Origin of the sequence: Sporosarcina sp. FSL W7-1349 (genome assembly GCF_038003045.1) — a bacterium.
Lineage (GTDB): Bacteria > Bacillota > Bacilli > Bacillales_A > Planococcaceae > Sporosarcina.
The window spans coordinates 742,602-759,831 of sequence record NZ_JBBOOK010000001.1 but is presented as its reverse complement, the minus strand read 5'-3'; the positions used below and the strand labels follow the sequence as shown (position 1 = coordinate 759,831).

Annotated in this window: 23 protein-coding genes; 6 read left to right on the top strand and 17 right to left on the bottom strand. The window is 48.5% G+C overall.

Translation table 11 applies throughout. The annotated features are described in order from the left end of the window. Window positions 1–66 precede the first annotated feature (66 nt). Window positions 67–612 (top strand): cysteine hydrolase family protein, encoded by a 546-nt coding sequence (locus MKY41_RS03810; RefSeq protein WP_041076781.1) that lies wholly within the window; start codon window positions 67–69, stop codon window positions 610–612. 26 nt (window positions 613–638) lie between these two features. Here the strand turns inward: MKY41_RS03810 and MKY41_RS03805 are convergent, their stop codons facing one another. The 3 genes from MKY41_RS03805 to MKY41_RS03795 form a co-directional block, all read right to left on the bottom strand. Further along, a complete protein-coding gene (locus tag MKY41_RS03805; RefSeq protein ID WP_041074909.1) occupies window positions 639–1,010 on the bottom strand; it encodes a DMT family transporter in 372 nt (123 codons plus the stop codon). A gap of 160 nt (window positions 1,011–1,170) precedes the next feature. After that, window positions 1,171–2,457, bottom strand: a complete 1,287-nt coding sequence (ltrA, locus tag MKY41_RS03800; RefSeq protein ID WP_445683318.1) for a group II intron reverse transcriptase/maturase — start codon at window positions 2,455–2,457, stop codon at window positions 1,171–1,173. 576 nt (window positions 2,458–3,033) lie between these two features. Then, window positions 3,034–3,633: a hypothetical protein gene (locus MKY41_RS03795; RefSeq protein ID WP_041074911.1), complete on the bottom strand. Its 600-nt coding sequence runs from the start codon at window positions 3,631–3,633 to the stop codon at window positions 3,034–3,036. 154 nt (window positions 3,634–3,787) lie between these two features. Between MKY41_RS03795 and MKY41_RS03790 the strand changes: the two genes are divergently transcribed. Further along, window positions 3,788–4,042 carry a GlsB/YeaQ/YmgE family stress response membrane protein gene (locus tag MKY41_RS03790; RefSeq protein ID WP_041074913.1) on the top strand — a complete coding sequence of 85 codons (255 nt, stop codon included), beginning with the start codon at window positions 3,788–3,790 and terminating at the stop codon, window positions 4,040–4,042. 49 nt (window positions 4,043–4,091) lie between these two features. Here the strand turns inward: MKY41_RS03790 and MKY41_RS03785 are convergent, their stop codons facing one another. The 5 genes from MKY41_RS03785 to MKY41_RS03765 form a co-directional block, all read right to left on the bottom strand. Next, window positions 4,092–4,763 carry a lytic transglycosylase domain-containing protein gene (locus MKY41_RS03785; protein ID WP_340743773.1) on the bottom strand — a complete coding sequence of 224 codons (672 nt, stop codon included), beginning with the start codon at window positions 4,761–4,763 and terminating at the stop codon, window positions 4,092–4,094. A 20-nt stretch (window positions 4,764–4,783) separates the two neighbouring features. Beyond that, window positions 4,784–5,377: an SCO family protein gene (locus MKY41_RS03780; protein ID WP_340743772.1), complete on the bottom strand. Its 594-nt coding sequence runs from the start codon at window positions 5,375–5,377 to the stop codon at window positions 4,784–4,786. A gap of 111 nt (window positions 5,378–5,488) precedes the next feature. Next, entirely contained in the window at window positions 5,489–5,617 is a 129-nt protein-coding gene (locus MKY41_RS03775) for a YvrJ family protein (RefSeq protein ID WP_340743771.1), read from the bottom strand. 104 nt (window positions 5,618–5,721) lie between these two features. Next, window positions 5,722–5,940, bottom strand: coding sequence for a DUF2922 domain-containing protein (locus MKY41_RS03770; RefSeq protein ID WP_340743770.1), 219 nt, complete (start codon window positions 5,938–5,940; stop codon window positions 5,722–5,724). Window positions 5,941–5,959: 19 nt separating this feature from the next. Then, entirely contained in the window at window positions 5,960–6,178 is a 219-nt protein-coding gene (locus MKY41_RS03765) for a DUF1659 domain-containing protein (protein WP_340743769.1), read from the bottom strand. Window positions 6,179–6,309: 131 nt separating this feature from the next. Here MKY41_RS03765 and MKY41_RS03760 point away from each other — a divergent pair, with 131 nt between their 5' ends. Next, a complete protein-coding gene (locus MKY41_RS03760) occupies window positions 6,310–6,717 on the top strand; it encodes a DUF2621 domain-containing protein (RefSeq protein WP_445683317.1) in 408 nt (135 codons plus the stop codon). A gap of 229 nt (window positions 6,718–6,946) precedes the next feature. Here the strand turns inward: MKY41_RS03760 and MKY41_RS03755 are convergent, their stop codons facing one another. The 4 genes from MKY41_RS03755 to MKY41_RS03740 all read right to left on the bottom strand — a co-directional run bounded on the left by MKY41_RS03755 (window position 6,947) and on the right by MKY41_RS03740 (window position 9,228). Beyond that, window positions 6,947–7,462: a CcdC family protein gene (locus tag MKY41_RS03755; RefSeq protein WP_340743768.1), complete on the bottom strand. Its 516-nt coding sequence runs from the start codon at window positions 7,460–7,462 to the stop codon at window positions 6,947–6,949. After that, complete coding sequence (locus MKY41_RS03750; RefSeq protein ID WP_340743767.1) at window positions 7,455–7,784, bottom strand: thioredoxin family protein; 330 nt, start codon at window positions 7,782–7,784, stop codon at window positions 7,455–7,457. Before MKY41_RS03750 ends, MKY41_RS03755 begins: the two co-directional genes overlap by 8 nt. Window positions 7,785–7,808: 24 nt before the next feature. Then, window positions 7,809–8,519: a cytochrome c biogenesis CcdA family protein gene (locus tag MKY41_RS03745; protein ID WP_340743766.1), complete on the bottom strand. Its 711-nt coding sequence runs from the start codon at window positions 8,517–8,519 to the stop codon at window positions 7,809–7,811. 376 nt (window positions 8,520–8,895) lie between these two features. Then, complete coding sequence (locus MKY41_RS03740) at window positions 8,896–9,228, bottom strand: YolD-like family protein (protein WP_340743765.1); 333 nt, start codon at window positions 9,226–9,228, stop codon at window positions 8,896–8,898. Window positions 9,229–9,411: 183 nt separating this feature from the next. Between MKY41_RS03740 and ilvA the strand changes: the two genes are divergently transcribed. Next, window positions 9,412–10,680: a threonine ammonia-lyase IlvA gene (ilvA, locus tag MKY41_RS03735; RefSeq protein WP_340745628.1), complete on the top strand. Its 1,269-nt coding sequence runs from the start codon at window positions 9,412–9,414 to the stop codon at window positions 10,678–10,680. Window positions 10,681–10,734: 54 nt separating this feature from the next. Here the strand turns inward: ilvA and MKY41_RS03730 are convergent, their stop codons facing one another. Then, complete coding sequence (locus MKY41_RS03730) at window positions 10,735–11,100, bottom strand: cytochrome-c oxidase (RefSeq protein ID WP_340743764.1); 366 nt, start codon at window positions 11,098–11,100, stop codon at window positions 10,735–10,737. Window positions 11,101–11,195: 95 nt separating this feature from the next. Then, a complete protein-coding gene (locus MKY41_RS03725; protein ID WP_340743763.1) occupies window positions 11,196–12,452 on the bottom strand; it encodes a Y-family DNA polymerase in 1,257 nt (418 codons plus the stop codon). Between the two features lie 357 nt (window positions 12,453–12,809). On the opposite strand from MKY41_RS03725, the gene MKY41_RS03720 reads away from it, so the two are divergent. Further along, on the top strand, window positions 12,810–13,400 hold the full coding sequence (locus MKY41_RS03720; RefSeq protein WP_340743762.1) for a hypothetical protein: 591 nt from the start codon (window positions 12,810–12,812) through the stop codon (window positions 13,398–13,400). A 97-nt stretch (window positions 13,401–13,497) separates the two neighbouring features. Here MKY41_RS03720 and MKY41_RS03715 read toward each other — a convergent pair whose 3' ends face one another. The 3 genes from MKY41_RS03715 to MKY41_RS03705 all read right to left on the bottom strand — a co-directional run bounded on the left by MKY41_RS03715 (window position 13,498) and on the right by MKY41_RS03705 (window position 16,813). Then, entirely contained in the window at window positions 13,498–14,724 is a 1,227-nt protein-coding gene (locus tag MKY41_RS03715; protein WP_340743761.1) for a YbfB/YjiJ family MFS transporter, read from the bottom strand. 316 nt (window positions 14,725–15,040) lie between these two features. After that, entirely contained in the window at window positions 15,041–16,015 is a 975-nt protein-coding gene (locus MKY41_RS03710) for an Rpn family recombination-promoting nuclease/putative transposase (RefSeq protein WP_340743760.1), read from the bottom strand. A 171-nt stretch (window positions 16,016–16,186) separates the two neighbouring features. After that, entirely contained in the window at window positions 16,187–16,813 is a 627-nt protein-coding gene (locus MKY41_RS03705) for a hypothetical protein (RefSeq protein WP_340743759.1), read from the bottom strand. 8 nt (window positions 16,814–16,821) lie between these two features. On the opposite strand from MKY41_RS03705, the gene MKY41_RS03700 reads away from it, so the two are divergent. Then, a complete protein-coding gene (locus tag MKY41_RS03700; protein WP_340743758.1) occupies window positions 16,822–17,229 on the top strand; it encodes a VTC domain-containing protein in 408 nt (135 codons plus the stop codon). The last annotated feature ends 1 nt before the right edge of the window (window position 17,230 follow it).

Genomic DNA, 17,230 nt, shown 5'->3' with positions numbered 1-17,230 from the left:
ATTTCGGCTGCAAAGGAAAGCCGGTTATGGCATGATAAAGGGGAAACTTGGAAAGGGGTGTTGAGGATGAAGAAAGCATTGCTGGTCATTGATTACACGGTGGATTTTGTCGCGATGGACGGCGCCTTGACGTGCGGAGAGCCGGGCATTGCCCTGGAATCCTATATTACCGATTTGACCCGGACTTTTTTAGATGAAGGCCATTTCGTCGTCATGCCCGTCGATGTCCACGAATTGGAGGATCCGTATCATCCGGAGACGAAACTATTCCCTCCCCACAACATCAGAGGGACGGCGGGCAGGGATCTTTACGGCTCCCTTCAGACACTGTACCACGAACGGAAAGAGGATATCCATTGGATGGACAAGACGCGGTACAGCGCCTTCGCGGGGACGGATCTGGATCTTCTGCTGCGCGCACGGGGCATAACGGAAATCCATCTGGTCGGGGTCTGTACGGATATTTGCATCCTCCATACTTCCGTGGATGCGTACAACCTTGGCTACGATATCGTCATCCACGAACAGGGCGTGGCGAGCTTCGATCCAGCCGGGCATGAATGGGCGCTGCGCCATTTCCGAAATACGCTCGGAGCGACGGTGGTGGACTGAAAAGGGATGGTGTTTGCCATTCCTTTTCATTTCACGGTCATTTTAACCGCGGATGCTTCTTCACTGCCGGATCCATCATTTCCAGGGCCGAATAAATTCAATACGACTACGCCGGCCAGGATGAGTACGATACCTATAATACTCGCCATATTAATTTTTTCATTCCAGATGAGTACCGAAATAATCGCAGTCGCCACAACTCCGATTCCCGACCAAATGGCATAGGCGGCATTTAACGGAATGGTTTTCAAGGACAATGATAAAAAGAAAAAGCAACTAACGAAAGCTATGATTACCCCAAGTGTAGGGAAAAGTTTTGAAAATCCCTCAGATGCTTTCAATAAAGAAGAACCGATCAGTTCCAATATGATAGCGAGGGCTAAATATAAATAGGACATTGTCATTCCTCCTGGAAAATAGGTAGTAGCTCGCTCCCTTCGCCATTATACTATATTGCCCGGGCGGTTTTCCGGCACTCGGTTTATATAATCGAGTAGGAGGGAGTGATTAACTCCCGACCTCTCACACCACCGTACATACGGTTCCGTATACGGCGGTTCAATAACTTAAGTATCGACGCTCATATAAGTGGTTCAGGTCTTTCAGACCCCACTTTTTGAGCGTTTCTGTTTTGATTGCCTTGTGGAGCGTTTCGCTTTTGGACACTCGCCAATATCCCTTTCGGGAATTTGCCACTTTCCAGGCTTCCTCGTGCCAGATGCCAAGCCTGCGTAGTTGACTGTATTTCGTCTTCGTCTTCTTCCAACGCTTCCATATCAATTGACGTAATCGATGGTTTAACCATTGTGCCATGGAACGGATAAATTGTTTCATCAATCCAATTCCATAGTAGTTGATCCAACCCACTGTCACTTGATTTAGTTCTTTGGCAATCTGTTCGAAGTGACCCGCGCGATTCCGTTTCGTGATGCCTTTTAGTTTGGCTTTGAACCGTTTCTTGGCAGATTGGTGTGGTCTACATCCGACTCCTTTAGCGGTGGAATGTAGACAAAAACCCAGGAATTTCAGTTTGACTGGAGAACCGACTTTACTCTTCTTTTGATTCACGGTTAGTTTCAAGTCTTCTTCGAGAAACTTGGAGACATTCCCCAGTACACGTTCCCCAGCCCGTCTACTTTTGACATAAATACAAAAGTCATCTGCGAATCGTACGAATTTGTGTCCCCTTCTCTCCAGTTCCCTGTCCAATTGGTTCAGGTAGACATTGCTAAGAAGTGGAGAAAGAACACCGCCCTGTGGAGCACCTTCTTCTGTCGGACTGATAAGCCCGCCTTCCAAGATGCCGCTCTTGAGGAATTTCCAAATCAGTTTCAGGACAATCTTATCGCTGATGAACTCTTTGAGGTATTCCATCAATTTCTGATGATGTATGGTGTCGAAGTAACTTTTCAGGTCACAATCAACCACAATTTTGTACCCTTGTTCGTAGTACGCGATGGTTTGCCTGATGGCTTGATGCTGGTTCCTCTTTGGACGGAATCCGAAACTCATATCGGAGAAGTACGGGTCAATTACCTTGCCAATCACTTGATAGATTGCTTGCTGAACCATTCGGTCACGAACACAAGGGATACCCAATTTCCGTTTTGACCCATCCGGTTTCGGAATTTCCACCCGTTTGACAGGCAATGGTTCGTACGAACCGTCTTTCAGTTTCCGAATCAGATGGTCGCGGTATTTGGCGACGTGACCAAAGAGTTCCTCTACTGTCATTCCGTCAACACCGGGCGCCCCTTTATTTGCCTTCACTTTCTTGCAGGCATTGAAGAGATTGTTGATATCCACCACTTTGTCAATCAAACTGATACCACCCCGTTGTTCCATTTTCGTAAAGACAGGGCTGCACGCTCCCGCATACCCTTCGGTTTCCAACCTATCTCTTTGCGGCCAGCCACCTGCCGATGTTTTCTGTGGTCTCTGCACTGTCCTTACCTCCATTTCATTTCAGGGTTGTTATTGTTCGGCCCTTCATCCTGTTGGACTACTATGGCCTCTGCTGACTTCTTACAGTTCAACCTGCCATCACTGACGGATTTGTTCCTGTGGAATATTCCATCCCTCTTGTCGGGAACCCCTGTAAGACCTCCCCGGGTAAGAGCTATAACCTTCCTCCCATGTAACCGCCGCATTTACTGTATGGAACTCGGGCAGTATTGGACTTCGTTTTGATTTGCAAACTCATCCATTCCAATTCAGCCTTATATGCGGTTTCTGTCCGTCGGTTCGGGAGTTTGCCGCCGGCTTCCTTCAGATTCCACCTCACGATGGACACCCTTGCCTTAAGCTAACAGTTCCTACTGCCAAGCCTGTAGTGGACTTTCACCACCAAGTTATAGCCCATGCCGGGCGCACAAATCAAAAAGAGTGGCGAGGGCCACTCTTTTCTGCTTGCAATCTACTTTATTCATACTTCTTCATCTCACTTAAATTCCCGGCGATCATTGCGAGGATCGTTTCGGCTTCTTCCTTGCCGAAGATGAAATGCGACTCGTCTTCGAGCCATTCGCGATCCGGCGTTTCAATCCGGGTCATGCGGCGGAGGATGCCGTCCCCCGTCTCCTCGATGATGCCGAACTGGAGGGTCACTTCCACTTCCCCGGCGTCATGGAAAAGCAATTTTTCCGGTGCGGTCCAATCCACATGGACGGTCTCCAACAGCTCGTCGTCATCGTACTCCTCCTCGTCCTCGTCCTCGAGGAATTCATGGAAACTTTCATGGATTTCCTCCACGATTTCTTCAATGTCCGGCAGAATCATCCGGGAAACTTGGCCCGCTTCCAACTCGAACGTTTCGAGGTAAAATTCCTGGTTCAGCGGATCGAAGAACAAGGTGCAGAAATACTCCCGCACTTCGTCATCCGACTCCACAAAAAATTCGATTCTAGGATGCTTCGCCGCGCGGATGATAGCCATCTGACCCACTTCATCATATTGTTCGCAGATGGATTCCAGATGCTCCTGCAATTCCTCACAAACCCGGTCAAACCACTCCAAAGACATACAGCATCCCTTCCTTTCGGTTATTGCGATTTAGTATGCACAACTGCAAAAATTATGATTCACCGATGTCATTTATGTTTGAGGTATTGAAAAAACGGATATTACAAATACTAAGACGCGATCATACTATATCATCAAGAAGGAGATGGAACACATGAGTTTTATTTGGTTTTTAATTATTGGTGGAGTCATTGGTTGGTTAGCTGGTTTGATTTTGGGGAAAGACATCCCGGGCGGCATCATCGGTAATATCATTGCTGGTATCGTCGGTGCATGGATCGGTGGAATGCTTCTAGGGGATTGGGGACCGAGAGTTTCCGATTTCTATATCGTCCCTGCGTTGATCGGTGCACTGGTCCTCGTGTTTATCGTAAGCTTCATCATGAAATCCATGCGTCGCGCTTCATGATGATGTGAAATGAAAAGAAAAACGCCGGTTCTCACTGAACCGGCGTTTTTCATGATGTATTTTCCATTTCTTCTCGATACAACTCGAATTCTTCAAAGAACCATAGAACGTCTTCCACATATTTTTCACTATGATTGTATTGATAAATCGCTTGTTCGTACTTGCCGGAGGCCGCTCCGCTTTTGGAAAGGTAATTAGCGGCGCTGAAAACGGCGTCCTCGATATCATAGGGATCCGCGATGCCGTCGCCATTGGCATCGACACCGTAGCCCCCGTATTTTTTGATGATTTCCGGATCGGTCTTATCCTTCTCCGGAATTACCCCCTTGCCGAGCCCCTTGCATCCCGGATAACTCCACCCGACGAATGTGCAGGGCATGAACTGCATATGCCCTTCAGCGCCGACTGGGGAAAGGAGTGGATCCATCGTCGAAAATCGGGTTTCGATCCGATGGTGCGCCGCAAGCAGCGTCCACGGAACGCCGTACGCCTCCCCCGCTTCTTGATAAATGGGGATATACTCTTCCGGAATGGTCGTCCCAATATGCCGATCTTGAATATCGAGCAGTGTTTGTGCTGATTTCTTGATAATTTCGGGATGTTTCAGACCTGTCCAAATGATAGCGGTCAATGTAAATACGGTGACTGCAATCGGGATCAGCAACACGATGAGCCATGCTTTCAGCTTCACCGAATTCCCTTTCTTTTTCCGTTTCTTCATTGAACCCCGCCTTTATTTCGTTACGCGCCTTCTTTAATGAGCGCTTTGACGTCTTTTTCGATTTGGTCGAATGGGACTTCTTCATTGCCGCTATACAGTTTCACGACTTGCCCTTCCTGATTCACCAAGGCAAATGTGGTGCCATGGAGCACCTGGTCGTCATCCGGGATGTCGGCTACGATTGTCTTGAACGACTTCATCGCCAATTCCGCAATTTCCTCCAGCGTATAACCTGTCAGCATTTCCCATCGGTTTTCATCTTTCACATTGAACAATTCGAGATATTCCTGAAGCTTTTCCGGTGTGTCCACTTTCGGATCGACACTGAACGAGACGATTTTATAGTCTTCCACTCCAGCCTTCTCCAAGTCTTCCTCGATTTTCGCCATATTCATCATCATTGGCGGACAAACGGTCGTGCAGTTCGTGAAAACGAACTGGGCGAGCCAGACGTCCCCTTTCAAATCATCCAGCGAAACTTTTTCCCCGTTCTGGTTCGTATATTCAAATGGAGGTATTTCGTATTTATGATCCGCTTTGAATCCTCCTGGACCGGAACAAGCACTCACTACTAACATGAGAATGAATAGAATTGGAAGTTTTATCTTTTTCAATATACTGTCTCCCCCGCTATGTCTTAATGAATTTATCATAGCGGAAGAAACAGCTTGAAACAAGCGAACCGCAACGGGTTCCATGTCGGAACTACGACGATTTTGTGAAGTTTATTTCACCTTTAGGGTGATGAGCGCATCGTGGATGGCCGTCAATTTCGATTCAAGACGATGCAACAGGTAAAAGGATACGAATATCGGAAATCCAATTTCCTGTATCAACTCCAACCAAGGTTCCATTTCGTCTCCTCCTTCGTCCATTTTGTACGGATTGGCGAAAAAAATCAATGGATTATGAAAAACCGGCTCCCAGCAAATACTGGGAGGCCGGTTTTCCAATCAGGTTACCCTTTCACTAGATCCGTGACTTGTCGTTCGACGATGCGGGCACTTCCCGCCGTTTCAAGCGGATAGCCATCCACGAGGAACGCACCTGATGCGATGACCGTCTGCATCGCGGCCGTCACTTCCTGCGGTGTCAAATCCTCCCGCGGTTCATCCACAGGCAGCATCAATTTCTTGCCCGTCGCCGTGGTAAAATTCAATTGTAACGTTTTCGCCATATTCTCCACTCCTTTTTACTTAGTCGTATACCTCCGAGGTTTCCACCTTTTCCGCTCCGATGAATGGCAGCGAGGAAAGGGAAGCCAGCTCGTTCAGCGCCGTGTACAAATTGTCCGCTGTGACGTTTTCCGCGATATGGCGGTACGATTTCGATTTACGGATCAGCTTCCCTTCCTCCGTCATGCCTCCATCGAAATGTACCCGTCCGATTGCACTTTTAAATTCAATTGTCGCCATGCGATCACCTCCCTTCACCCTCTAGATAGCGGGCTGCGGGAAAAAAGGATACATTCTTCGTGGATTTTTTTGAAAAAACTCTTATAATGGGGGTAGTATGGAAGAGGTGAAGTCTGTTGAACGATCTATTTATGTGGTTCATCCTGTTCTGGTGTGTCGTGCTCGTCGTCTTGTTCGGGATTGGCGGCTTTTTCATGTTCCGTAAATTTTTAAAAGTGTTCCCGAAAGCGGACGGCAAATCGACTCTCGATTGGGAAGAGTTTTATGTGAACAAATCGCTCCACTTGTGGAATGACGAAGCGAAAGAGCTGCTGAACGAGCTCGTCAGCCCGGTCCCAGAGCTTTTCCGAGATGTCGCCAAGCAAAAGATAGCATCCCGAATAGGTCAAATCGCCTTGCAAGATAAAGCGAAAACAATCGGATTCGATCATATTATCCGTGGTTATATTGTCGCCACGCCCAAACGGGACCATAAATTCCTCCGCAAAAAATTGACATCGATGGAGATCGACTTGGCCCCGTACGAGCATTTATTTTAAAAGCTAAAAAAGTGTCCCCAGTCACTGTTCGACGGGGACACTTTTTTCATGATTTCTCTTTGTTCAGCGGGGGGTGAATACCCGCTGAACAAAGAGAAAAGCCTGCGGCGCATGTCACGGATTTTTAAGGGGAACTTAAAGGAAGGCAACCTAAGTTTGCCGCTTCCTGCGGCAACGGTTGCATGACCGACATCCTGTCGGCCTCGAGCTCGAAAAAATCCGGACGCAATCACGCCGAGGCGTGATTGATTTTCCTATATTTCACAAGCATGCCGATCCGCCATGGGACAATCATGGCGAAGGCGAGAATCCAGAACATCCCGCCGAGCTCCCCGACATCGATGGAACTGCTCAACACCAGTTTTGCGATGAGCCGGAGTACGAGAAGACCACCGAGGATGAACAGGAATGCCTTGGACCTCTTTACGTAGATGGCGCCCGTCTTGATCTCGAAATGGGTCGTCCGGATCAAGAGCGTCGAGAACAGCAAGCCGACGATGATCGCCTCCACCACTTGCATGGGCGGCACCCGGAATTCCTCGAATAAAAACATGAGGGCCCCCGTAGACATGAACAATGGAGGCAAAATGATCCGCTTCGGGGAAATCGGCTTTTTGGCCGCTTTGGCGCGGACAAAAAAAGCGAACGTCCCCATGACGAGAAACAGGACAGTGGAGCCGACGATCAAGTAGACGGGCGGAATTTCATTAAAAACGAAATCGATGAGTCCTTGCAATTTAAGCATCGGCCGTGCCCCACTTCTCCAGCTCATCCATCCGATGTCTGAGTTGCTCTAACTGGACAAATCGGGCGAACCGCGCCATCTCTTTCCCTTCGTGGAACAGCAGGACGACGGGCGCGGTGAAGAGGGCGAGCTGGCCTGCAATCTCCGGCACTTCCGCCACATTAACCCGATAGAACGGGAACGGGTACTGCTCCGCAAGGGCCGCCACCTGAGGATAGAGTCCTTCGCAGACAGAGCAATGGTTCGTTTTGACGAAGAGTCCCAGTTGCGGCTCTTGCTCTACGATGTCCCTCCACTCCTGAAACGAACCGATTTCCTTCATCCTTCACTCCTCCTCTTTTTCTAATTAAAACCCTTGGAAATCCCCAAAAATCGGGCTCAAGATACTAGTCAGCCACTGCAATCCGTTAAAGAATAGTAAAATCCCGACGGCAATCATGACGTAGCCGCCGATTTTCATAATGAGTGCATTGTGTTTACGAATCCACGTAAGCCGTGTAATAAAGAACGACAATACAAAAAATGGAATGGCAAAACCGAGCACATAGAGAAGCATATAGATCATGCCTGAACCCGGGTTGGTCCCGGCTAGGAAGATGATCGAGCCGATAATTGGACCGGAACAAGGCTGCCATCCTGCGGCAAAGGCGATCCCGATCAACAGGGTCCCAAAGTAACCCGCCGGCCGATTTTTAAATTGGAGCTTCCGTTCCTTCATTAAGAACTCGGGCGTAAATAGGCCGATGATCATCAAACCGAACAGAACGATAAAGATGGCGCCGATTTGTCTGAGCAATTCCTGGTTTTCAATAAAAAATGTGCCGACGAATGTCGTTCCAAATCCAATGACGATGAAAATGATTGAAAACCCGATTAAGAAAAATAACGTGTGGAGCATACCGCTCTTCGTCATCCGTTTAGAATCCGGCTTCAATTCCTCTAGGGACATGCCGGTAATGTACGAGACAAACGCTGGATAAAGCGGCAACGTACAAGGCGAGATGAAACTGAGGAAGCCGGCTCCGAACGCAAGAAGATAGTTTAAATCTGTTGCCATCATTCTCTCCCCTTCATATATCTGCTCCAATCGTAACAAAATTGCCGCCGGAATACGCCTATTTTGACTGTGAACAGTTTATGACAAAAGCGCAGGGCGCCTGTCTAGCCCCGACAAGCGCTGGCCGACTAAGGTCGCGACGTCCTGTCGCAACGTCGGCACTAGTACATCCTGTACGTCGGAGGGCTTTCCACTAAAGGCGCTTTTTGCCAATCGAACAGCGAAGGGTTCGATTTGCCGTATTTCTGCGCACTTTGCAGAAATTAAGGCACGCTTCTCGAGCAGCTTTGGCTTATGCCTCCGAGCCCCTGGCGCCCGGAGCTGGATGAAGACAATCCATCAGGAGGCGTGGTACTTGCTCCAAAGTGGCCTTCAATCATCCGGTTCCTGACATCTGTTCAATGGCTCGAATCGGAATGAGGAAAGACTCCCCTTCCACCGAGACGAGCCGCAGCACGGAATAGGCCGTGTCGATATGGCCGATCACGCCTTCCACCGTGCATGGTTTTCCTCCCTGCCAAAACGTAATGGCAAGCGGAAATCCCTCTGCCAGTGCTTCGGCCATCAGCCGATTCCACTCCTCGAATTGCTGTTCATCCGGCTCCTTTTTCTGTGGGAGATGCTCTTCTTCGTGCCACTCCCGCAATTTCTGGACATGCTCCGGCAACATCATCGCCGTCCATTTTATCCGTCCCCGATCTCGGATCAATGTCAACACCTCCTTGTAAGAACGTTTGTTTCTATTCTAAAGGAAAACAACCGGGAAAAGCAATTCGCCTTCCTGTATTCGTTCTAATTTCATTCAAAAATATTTGTGAATATTTACACACCCTTCAGATTTCATGTTATCATTGTAAAATGTTCAATTGATAGTGGAGGTAATAATATGGCGATGAAACAAGCGGAAAAGGAAGAGAAGACGATGCATGTCGAAGATATTTTAAAAGCGCATCAATTTTTAAAAGATGTGGTCATCCATACGCCATTGCAATTAAACGAGCAACTTTCCGAAAAATACGATTGCCATGTGTATATCAAGCGGGAAGATTTGCAATATGTCCGTTCCTTCAAATTGCGAGGCGCTTATTATAAAATCAAAAAGGTCGAGAAGCTGGCACGGGAAAAAGGGATTGTTTGTGCGAGCGCCGGCAACCATGCACAAGGTGTAGCCCATGCGTGCGCCCAGCTCGGCATCCACGGCAAGATCTTCATGCCGCAGACAACACCGAAGCAAAAGGTCAACCAAGTGCGGATGTTCGGCCGCGACCAGATCGAAATCATCTTGGCGGGCGATACATTCGATGACTCGTCAGCCAATGCGATGGCTTGCGCAACAGCGGAAGACCGGCTGTTCATCCATCCATTCGATGACTTGGATATCGTGGCGGGACAAGGGACCGTCGCGGTGGAAATCATGAATGATATCGAGGAACCGATCGACTTCGTTTTCGCAGGCATCGGCGGAGGCGGTCTCATGGCTGGACTCAGCACCTACATTAAGAATGTCTCGCCGCATACGAAGATGATCGGCGTAGAACCGGCAGGCGCGGTGAGCATGCAGGCGGCCCTTGCGAATAAAGGACCGATCTCCTTGCCGTCCATCGATAAATTCGTCGACGGGGCGGCCGTCCAATGTGTCGGCAGCCTGACCTATGATCTATGCCGCAAATATTTGTCGGATATCGTTCCGGTTCCGGAAGGCAAAGTATGTACGACCATCTTGGAACTGTATAATCTTCATGCAATCATCGCAGAACCGGCAGGGGCCTTGTCGATTGCGGCCCTTGATTTCTATAAAGAGCAGATCAAAGGCAAAAACGTCGTCTGCGTCATCAGCGGCGGAAACAATGATATCGGCCGGATGCAGGAAATCAAGGAAAAGTCTTTGATTTACGAAGGATTGCTCTACTACTTCATCGTCAATTTCCCACAACGCGCCGGGGCGCTGCGACAGTTTCTGGATGAAGTGCTCGGTCCGGATGACGACATCACGACTTTCGAATACACGAAAAAGAACAATAAAGAGAGCGGCCCGGGGCTTGTCGGCCTGGAGCTGAAAAACAAAGAGGATTATCCTGGCCTTATCGAGCGCATGAACAAATGCGGCTTCGAATACAAAGAGATTAATAACGACCATACGTTGTTCGATCTACTCATCTGATAATTTTAGCCGTCAGCCCCCTATTCCCGGGCTGACGGCTTTTCGTATCCGAGCTTATTTCAGGTTCCGCAAGACATTGAAGCCGAAAAAGAAGATGCCGATAACGGTAATGACTCCGCCAATCGTGGCCGTCAAAAAGAAAATAGGGTTCGATGTCAAAATGGCCAGCGCAATCCCGATCATCATGACAGGCAAGCCGATATTATGCAGCCAAAAATGGGTTTTGGCACATCGGGTCCCCGCCAATTGCGGGTAGAGATGATACATGATGCCGATGATGGCCAGCGACATCCAGCCGAGCAGGTTGACGTGCACATGCACAGTCGCCAAATGGAACACATGAGTAATAGACATATATAAGCCAAAAGCAATCCCGATCAGAAAATAGACGACCGCAATCTTGAGCAGCTGTTTCCCCACTCCACTCCCTCCCTTCTGCGCAAAATGAATGCTCCCCTCATTCTATGCGCCGCAGGAGGGAGCGACGACTACCGCCGGGCAGAGACGCGGCGAATTTATTTAAAATGCCCGCCAATCAGTTTGGCGCGTTCAATTGCTGTCCCCGCTTCGGTGTAGGAGGCGGCGCGGAGCACGGCGTTGGACCCGTATTTAATGCGGAGCGCGTCCATCGTTTCGCCAAGTTGCCGGTTTCGCCACTTCTGCTCGTCAAACAAGCTAAGCTGCATGGAATGCTCCTCTTCCAGATTGCCGAGGCTGATATACAATTGGCGCACCGGGCGTCCGTCATGGAACTCATCGAGCAGTTCCGTGCAAAGCCGGTAGATGACCATCGTATCATTCGTCGCTTCCGCCATCGTGCGCGACCGGCCGAATCCTCCCCCGAGCGCATGCTTCGAATAGCTGACCGCCAGATGGAGGGTGCGCCCCATCCTTCCTGCTTGCCTCGCGCGCATCGCCACATCTTCGCACATTTCCAGCAGGACGGTGAGGATGTCTGCTCTCTTCACATAATCGCGGTACAGGACCTGCCCTTTTCCGTAGCTGACCTGCCCTTCGATGAGCGGCGGCAAGCCGAGGTCGGATAGGTCGATGCCATGCGCATGGTAATACAATTGATTGCCCATGATGCCGAATTTCTTCTCAAGATGGTCGAGCGGCGTACGGGCCAGATCGCCGATCGAAAAGAGGCCCATCCGGTTCAGCCGCTTTTCCATGCGGCTGCCGATGCCCCACATACGGCTCAGCGGGGCGACAGGCCAGAGTTTTTCCGGCACGTCCTCGTACCGCCAGTGGGCGATCCCCGTCTTCTTCGCCTCGAGATCGAGCGCCAGTTTCGAAAGGAGCATGTTCGGCCCCATCCCGCAGGCGGAGCGCAGCTGGAATTGAGTGTACAGATCATCCCGGATGCGCGCGGCCGTCTCGGCGGGCGGACCCCATAGGCGCTCTGTTCCGGTCAAGTCGATGAAACTTTCATCAATACTGTAGGCATGGATCGCTTCCTTCGGCACATAGCGATGCAGCAGTCGGGTGATTGCCATCGAGACGTCGATATAGAACTGCATTTTTGGCTCGATCAGCTGGATGGCGGGGTCATCCGGGATTTCATAGAGCCGCATGCCGGTCCGGATGCCGAATTGCTGTTTGAGGGGAGGCGAAGCGGCGAGGACGACACCGCCTTTTCGCTCTTTATTCCCAATGATGGCAATCGGCGTATCCATGACATCCACCCCTTCGATTGCTGCCGAGCAGCTGGCGTAAAAGCTGCGCATGTCGAGGCAGAGAATACTTCGATTGGGCAACTGTTCATACATAGGCATTCTCCTTGTTGTAGGAACGTTCGTTCTATATAGTATAGCTTGAGAATTTGCCGGTATTCAAGAGGGGATTATTGTCAAAAAAGGTGTGTAATTGGATTTTTGTGCTATCTTTTCTTGTTTTTATGTATATATAAAGTAAATTTATTATTTTATCCATTAACTTAGTTAATTGGAGTGCAGAGCGGCGACTCCAGCGGGAACAGCGCGAGCTGAAGACCCCGCAGGAACGCAGTGACGAGGAGGCTGAAGCCGTGCCCGCGGAAAGCGTCCGCTCGTAACGGAAATCAACGGCTAGAAGAAATTATTTATTTCAACTTACATAGTAAGAGAAACAAGATTGCGAGGTGTCTTATGTTTTCTCATGAACAATTACAAGATTTAATTGAAGGAAAAATTGTTGGGAACAAGTTCCCCTATGATACAAAGAATGAGCAGGAAATTGAAGCACATATCCGACGGTTATTTCATCGAATAAACCGGATTCCAAATGTAGTTTGTGAAGCAGAGTGGGATCATTTTGGCAGCGGTTACGCCTCCTTTGTTGAGTTTTTTTGTTATCAAAAAGAGGATGTGATAGTCGTTGAAGAAAAGTCCGGTCGTCGAATGATAAAGACGGATGGAATTATTGTTGATATTTGTCGGTTAGCATCTGTAGCCATCATGGGCGAGGATGACAGATATAAAACAATTCAGATCGAAACGGACGAAATAGTTGGTGGGGCCTATGGTTCTTTACTGGGTGGTCTCAATTCATTAAAGGTAAGCGGAAAGTTCCGAAAAATTGCAGAAAAATTGAAACAGGTCTTAAAAGAGTTTGATTATGAACTGTTGGAAGCTGAAGAAATGAATCAACCATTGCCTTTTCAAACGAAGATTCGAACGATTTATAGTAGACCTAAAGAGTATGTAGTCAAAGATGCTATTTTTTATTGGGAGGATTAGAAGCAAAGAAAAACGCACTTGCATTTCGTTGTGAAATGCAGTGCGTGTTTTTTTTCGATTTAATGTGCACCTCTGAAGTGAATCCGGCAATCTCGACTCACGGATTGGTAGTTTTAGGTGAATGAACGAACGACTCGGCGACGGGTTGCTCGACGCTTCGCTTTTCCATCTTGAAGGACATGAGGAAAGCGATGAGCAACAGTCCTGCGCATAACAGCAGTGCAGCAGGAATCCCGCCGACATTATCAATGATCCAGCCGCCCAGCCCCGGACCAAGCAATTGCCCCGCCGCAAAATAGATTGTAACGTAGCCAAGAGCGATCGGTGCGTAGGACGGATGAATCTGCTCCGTGGACAACGCCTGAATGAGCGATAGCATGCCGACTACGGTGACTCCCCATAAAAATTGGCTGATGATGAAGCCGAGCGCTGCCGGAAAGACGACAGGCAGCACCATGGAAAAGGAACCGATGATCAATGTGATAAGCAGCGACCGTTTCCGTCCAATCTTATCGGAAATGCTCCCCCAGAGCGGCCCGCTGAAAATGGACATGATGCCGCCGAGCGCCATAATCTGGCCCGCCTGGTAGGGGTTAATGCCCGCTTCCAGGATGAAACTGAATAAAAAACTTTGCGGAATCAAGTAAGCGAATCCGATTAATCCATAGATGCCCGCCACCAACAGCACCCGCTTATGTAAATACACTTCTTTCCAAAGCGATTGCTTTTTTTGCCCTTCATTCAATAAAGGAACCGGCGGATCGCGTAGAATAAGCAGCGCCGTCAACGTGGACAAGACGGACAAGATACCGTAGAAGAACCACAATTGCCGCCACCCTTCCAGTTCGAACCACGTCGTGAAAAATGGGACGAGTGTACTGGAAATGAGCGTTCCGAGCCCGAGGCCGCTCACCATGAAGCCGATCATCAGCCCCCGACGATGTGGGAACCAGCCGACGATAATGTTAACGAGCGGCGTGTAGGTGAAAGCGGTACCAATTCCGAGCAAAGCCATTCCTGTCAATGCTGCACCGTAGCTATGGACGGACGCCAAATACATTAAAGAAAGCGCTACGATAAAAGTGCCAAGCACAACGAGCTTGCGCGATCCCCATTTCGCTGCCAAAATCCCGGCAAACAAGACCATCCCCAAATAGCCGATCGAATTCGTCGTCGCCAGCATGCCGGCCTGCTCATAAGAAAGCGATAAACTATCTTTCATAAAAGGCATTAAAATTCCGTAAGACATCCTCGCAAAGCCGAGTGTGCTGATTGTCACCATGACACTGGCAAAAGCGTATTTCCAAACCGGTTGTTCCCCCAACATGCCACCCCCTTGCTTCCCTTCTCTTCTTCGAAGGTGAACCTAGCATATCTCTACTATAACAAGAGTTTATTTTAATGGATAGTATTTTCTCTCAATTTTGCGAACTCTGTTTTTATAAGAGAGTTGTCCCCGGATGGTTTGAATGCCCGCTTCCCATTTCATTTTCGCTTTATTCTCATCGGCAAAGTTCTCCTGCCATGATGATGTTCGACTTGGGCTTGTCCGATTTGGAATCTACCCTGCTATTCAAGCGACTTTAGTGTATGGATGGATTATGTACCCCGCACGATTCAAAATCCGTGCGGGGTCTCTTTTATTCGAACTGCACTCTTAGCGCTTCCACTTCCTCAACGGATAGTTCTGTGGCGGCGATAATTGTTTCAATCGGCAGTTGTTGTTCTAGAAGTTTCCGGGCGATATTCCGGCGTTCTTCCATCTTTCCTTTCAATTCTCCTTCTTTTATCCCTTCCATCCGTTCCATTTCAAACGCATTCGATATGGTCGGTGAGGCATTGTCCTTATTGTAAAGTTCCATCAGTTCCTTCTCCTTTCCGAGTACGGGGTACATCGTTTCCGCTAGTTTCTGTTCGTATTCTTTCGGCAGTCGTAACAAATAATCGACAAAATGAAGAATAGCCTGCACTGCTGTTCGTGAGTAGGCTCGATTGCGCACTACTTCACGCATCAATTTCCTTTTGAAGACATAGCGGTGCCAGTCTCGTTCCTTCGTCGCATGCATGTATTTGGCTGCGAGTACGATTTTGCTAAATAAATTCTCCGAACGTCGTAATGGCTCGAAATCGTAATCAACTATCTTATGAGTAGTATACGCATAATGAAGCGTCGTGCCAAAATAAGAGTAGCTGAACTCGTTCGGATAGATGTTATGCTCTGGAGATGTCATAATTGCAACCGCTACAATTTTCTTCTCATGGCGGTCGTAAATTCGATAGAAGTATTGAAACATCCGCTTGGAAAAATCCTCTTCATTCGAACTTTGCACTTCCACATGGACAAGGATCCACTGCTCCTGCCCATCTTTCAAATGCACTTTAACCACTTGATCCGCTATCCGACGCCCTTTTTTCTTGTCGACAACTTGTTGAAAAAGCTCTTGCTGCAGAAAATCAGGTTTCTTTGTGAAATCTACCCTTTCATACAAATCGGGTACAAAAAACAGTAAGAAGTCTTCAAACAAATCTCCAATCACTTTTTTCCATAGTCCGTCTTGATCCACTGAATCAGCTTTGTAGGCACTCGGTTTTTCCATGACGAGCATTGCTACCATTTCATCCCTCCTCTAGTTATCTGATTATTTGATCTTATCATATCATTTACGAACATATGTTTCAATACGTTTTTCGGAAAATATACATTTCATCGTACTAGTATCTTCTATAAAAAGTAGAGAGCTGTCTGTAAATCAGTTTTCACTGACTTTCAGACAGCCCCCCCCCTTTTACCGCTTTCTTTGCTCCGGCACGGCAATCCCTAACGCCTGTAACTGCTGGTCCGCCTCTTCTTGGGAGATGGTCCCTTCCCTCATTTGTTTTAAAATCTCCTGAACTTCTTGCTTCGTTTCTTCATCCAAGTTATCGAACATTCCTTGGCCTTGCGGGCGTTCCGGTTCGGCTCCTGGATTAAAACCGCCGCGAGGTCTGCCGCTTGCACCGGTTGTCACGCCGGTTTCATTCAGCCATGTGGTTGCTTCTTTAATCGTGAAGTCAGCTATTTTCACTCCGTCTTTGTACTCCACTTCGGAGAAAAGACCGTTAGTTTCGACGCCTGTTGCCTGCCCGCCGCCATAGAGCGTATACGTCTCCCCTTTCGCCAGCTTCTCGGAACTGATCAATACGGAGGTGAACTCTTTCGGCGGTGCAACGGTCGCAATACTGTTTCCTGCTTGATCCGTCAAATGGACAATCGTACCGGCTACTTGGACATCAGGGAACGTCATAAGTACCGAGTTCTGCGTGGAACTCGTAGAAGGAGCCATCGCAATCCCCGAGCTTCCTGCGGTAATCAATGTCCCCCCACTGATTTCAAATATCCCGTCATAATCAAGGGAGCCGTTGCCATTATCCATGAAACAACTTGACATATAAACAGAAATGCCGCATTTCCGCCCAGGAATATGAACAGATTCGCCGAGGCGAGATTGCGTGGATGGAAAGTGACGCGAGGAGCCTGCTGCAAGAATTATATGTCCAAATGAATGTCTTTCAAATGAAGCCGATCACAGTCGTGGATTATGAGAGAGAGGTTTTTATCTATCCTCCCGGCAACGTGAGGGTCACGTTTGACAGCTCCATCAAGACGAGCTTTCGGAACAACGACGTGCTGAATCCGCAACTGCCGATGGTCGAAACGGATGCGGATGTAGTGATTTTGGAAGTGAAATATGATAACTACTTGCCCACCGTCATTAAAAAACTGCTTCAACTCGGAGATAGACGGAAAGGAACCTACTCGAAATACCAAATCAGTCGGATGTACGGATAAT

Excerpts from the sequence above, each read along its gene's own strand:
- MKY41_RS03810 (WP_041076781.1), top strand. The coding sequence starts at position 67 with ATGAAGAAAGCATTGCTGGTCATTGATTACACGGTGGATTTTGTCGCG.
- MKY41_RS03805 (WP_041074909.1), bottom strand. The coding sequence starts at position 1,010 with ATGTCCTATTTATATTTAGCCCTCGCTATCATATTGGAACTGATCGGT.
- ltrA (WP_445683318.1), bottom strand. The coding sequence starts at position 2,457 with ATGGAACAACGGGGTGGTATCAGTTTGATTGACAAAGTGGTGGATATC.
- MKY41_RS03795 (WP_041074911.1), bottom strand. The coding sequence starts at position 3,633 with ATGTCTTTGGAGTGGTTTGACCGGGTTTGTGAGGAATTGCAGGAGCAT.
- MKY41_RS03790 (WP_041074913.1), top strand. The coding sequence starts at position 3,788 with ATGAGTTTTATTTGGTTTTTAATTATTGGTGGAGTCATTGGTTGGTTA.
- MKY41_RS03785 (WP_340743773.1), bottom strand. The coding sequence starts at position 4,763 with ATGAAGAAACGGAAAAAGAAAGGGAATTCGGTGAAGCTGAAAGCATGG.
- MKY41_RS03775 (WP_340743771.1), bottom strand. The coding sequence starts at position 5,617 with ATGGAACCTTGGTTGGAGTTGATACAGGAAATTGGATTTCCGATATTC.
- MKY41_RS03770 (WP_340743770.1), bottom strand. The coding sequence starts at position 5,940 with ATGGCGAAAACGTTACAATTGAATTTTACCACGGCGACGGGCAAGAAA.
- MKY41_RS03765 (WP_340743769.1), bottom strand. The coding sequence starts at position 6,178 with ATGGCGACAATTGAATTTAAAAGTGCAATCGGACGGGTACATTTCGAT.
- MKY41_RS03760 (WP_445683317.1), top strand. The coding sequence starts at position 6,310 with ATGTGGTTCATCCTGTTCTGGTGTGTCGTGCTCGTCGTCTTGTTCGGG.
- MKY41_RS03755 (WP_340743768.1), bottom strand. The coding sequence starts at position 7,462 with ATGCTTAAATTGCAAGGACTCATCGATTTCGTTTTTAATGAAATTCCG.
- MKY41_RS03750 (WP_340743767.1), bottom strand. The coding sequence starts at position 7,784 with ATGAAGGAAATCGGTTCGTTTCAGGAGTGGAGGGACATCGTAGAGCAA.
- MKY41_RS03745 (WP_340743766.1), bottom strand. The coding sequence starts at position 8,519 with ATGGCAACAGATTTAAACTATCTTCTTGCGTTCGGAGCCGGCTTCCTC.
- ilvA (WP_340745628.1), top strand. The coding sequence starts at position 9,412 with ATGAAACAAGCGGAAAAGGAAGAGAAGACGATGCATGTCGAAGATATT.
- MKY41_RS03725 (WP_340743763.1), bottom strand. The coding sequence starts at position 12,452 with ATGTATGAACAGTTGCCCAATCGAAGTATTCTCTGCCTCGACATGCGC.
- MKY41_RS03720 (WP_340743762.1), top strand. The coding sequence starts at position 12,810 with ATGTTTTCTCATGAACAATTACAAGATTTAATTGAAGGAAAAATTGTT.
- MKY41_RS03710 (WP_340743760.1), bottom strand. The coding sequence starts at position 16,015 with ATGGTAGCAATGCTCGTCATGGAAAAACCGAGTGCCTACAAAGCTGAT.
- MKY41_RS03705 (WP_340743759.1), bottom strand. The coding sequence starts at position 16,813 with ATGGATAATGGCAACGGCTCCCTTGATTATGACGGGATATTTGAAATC.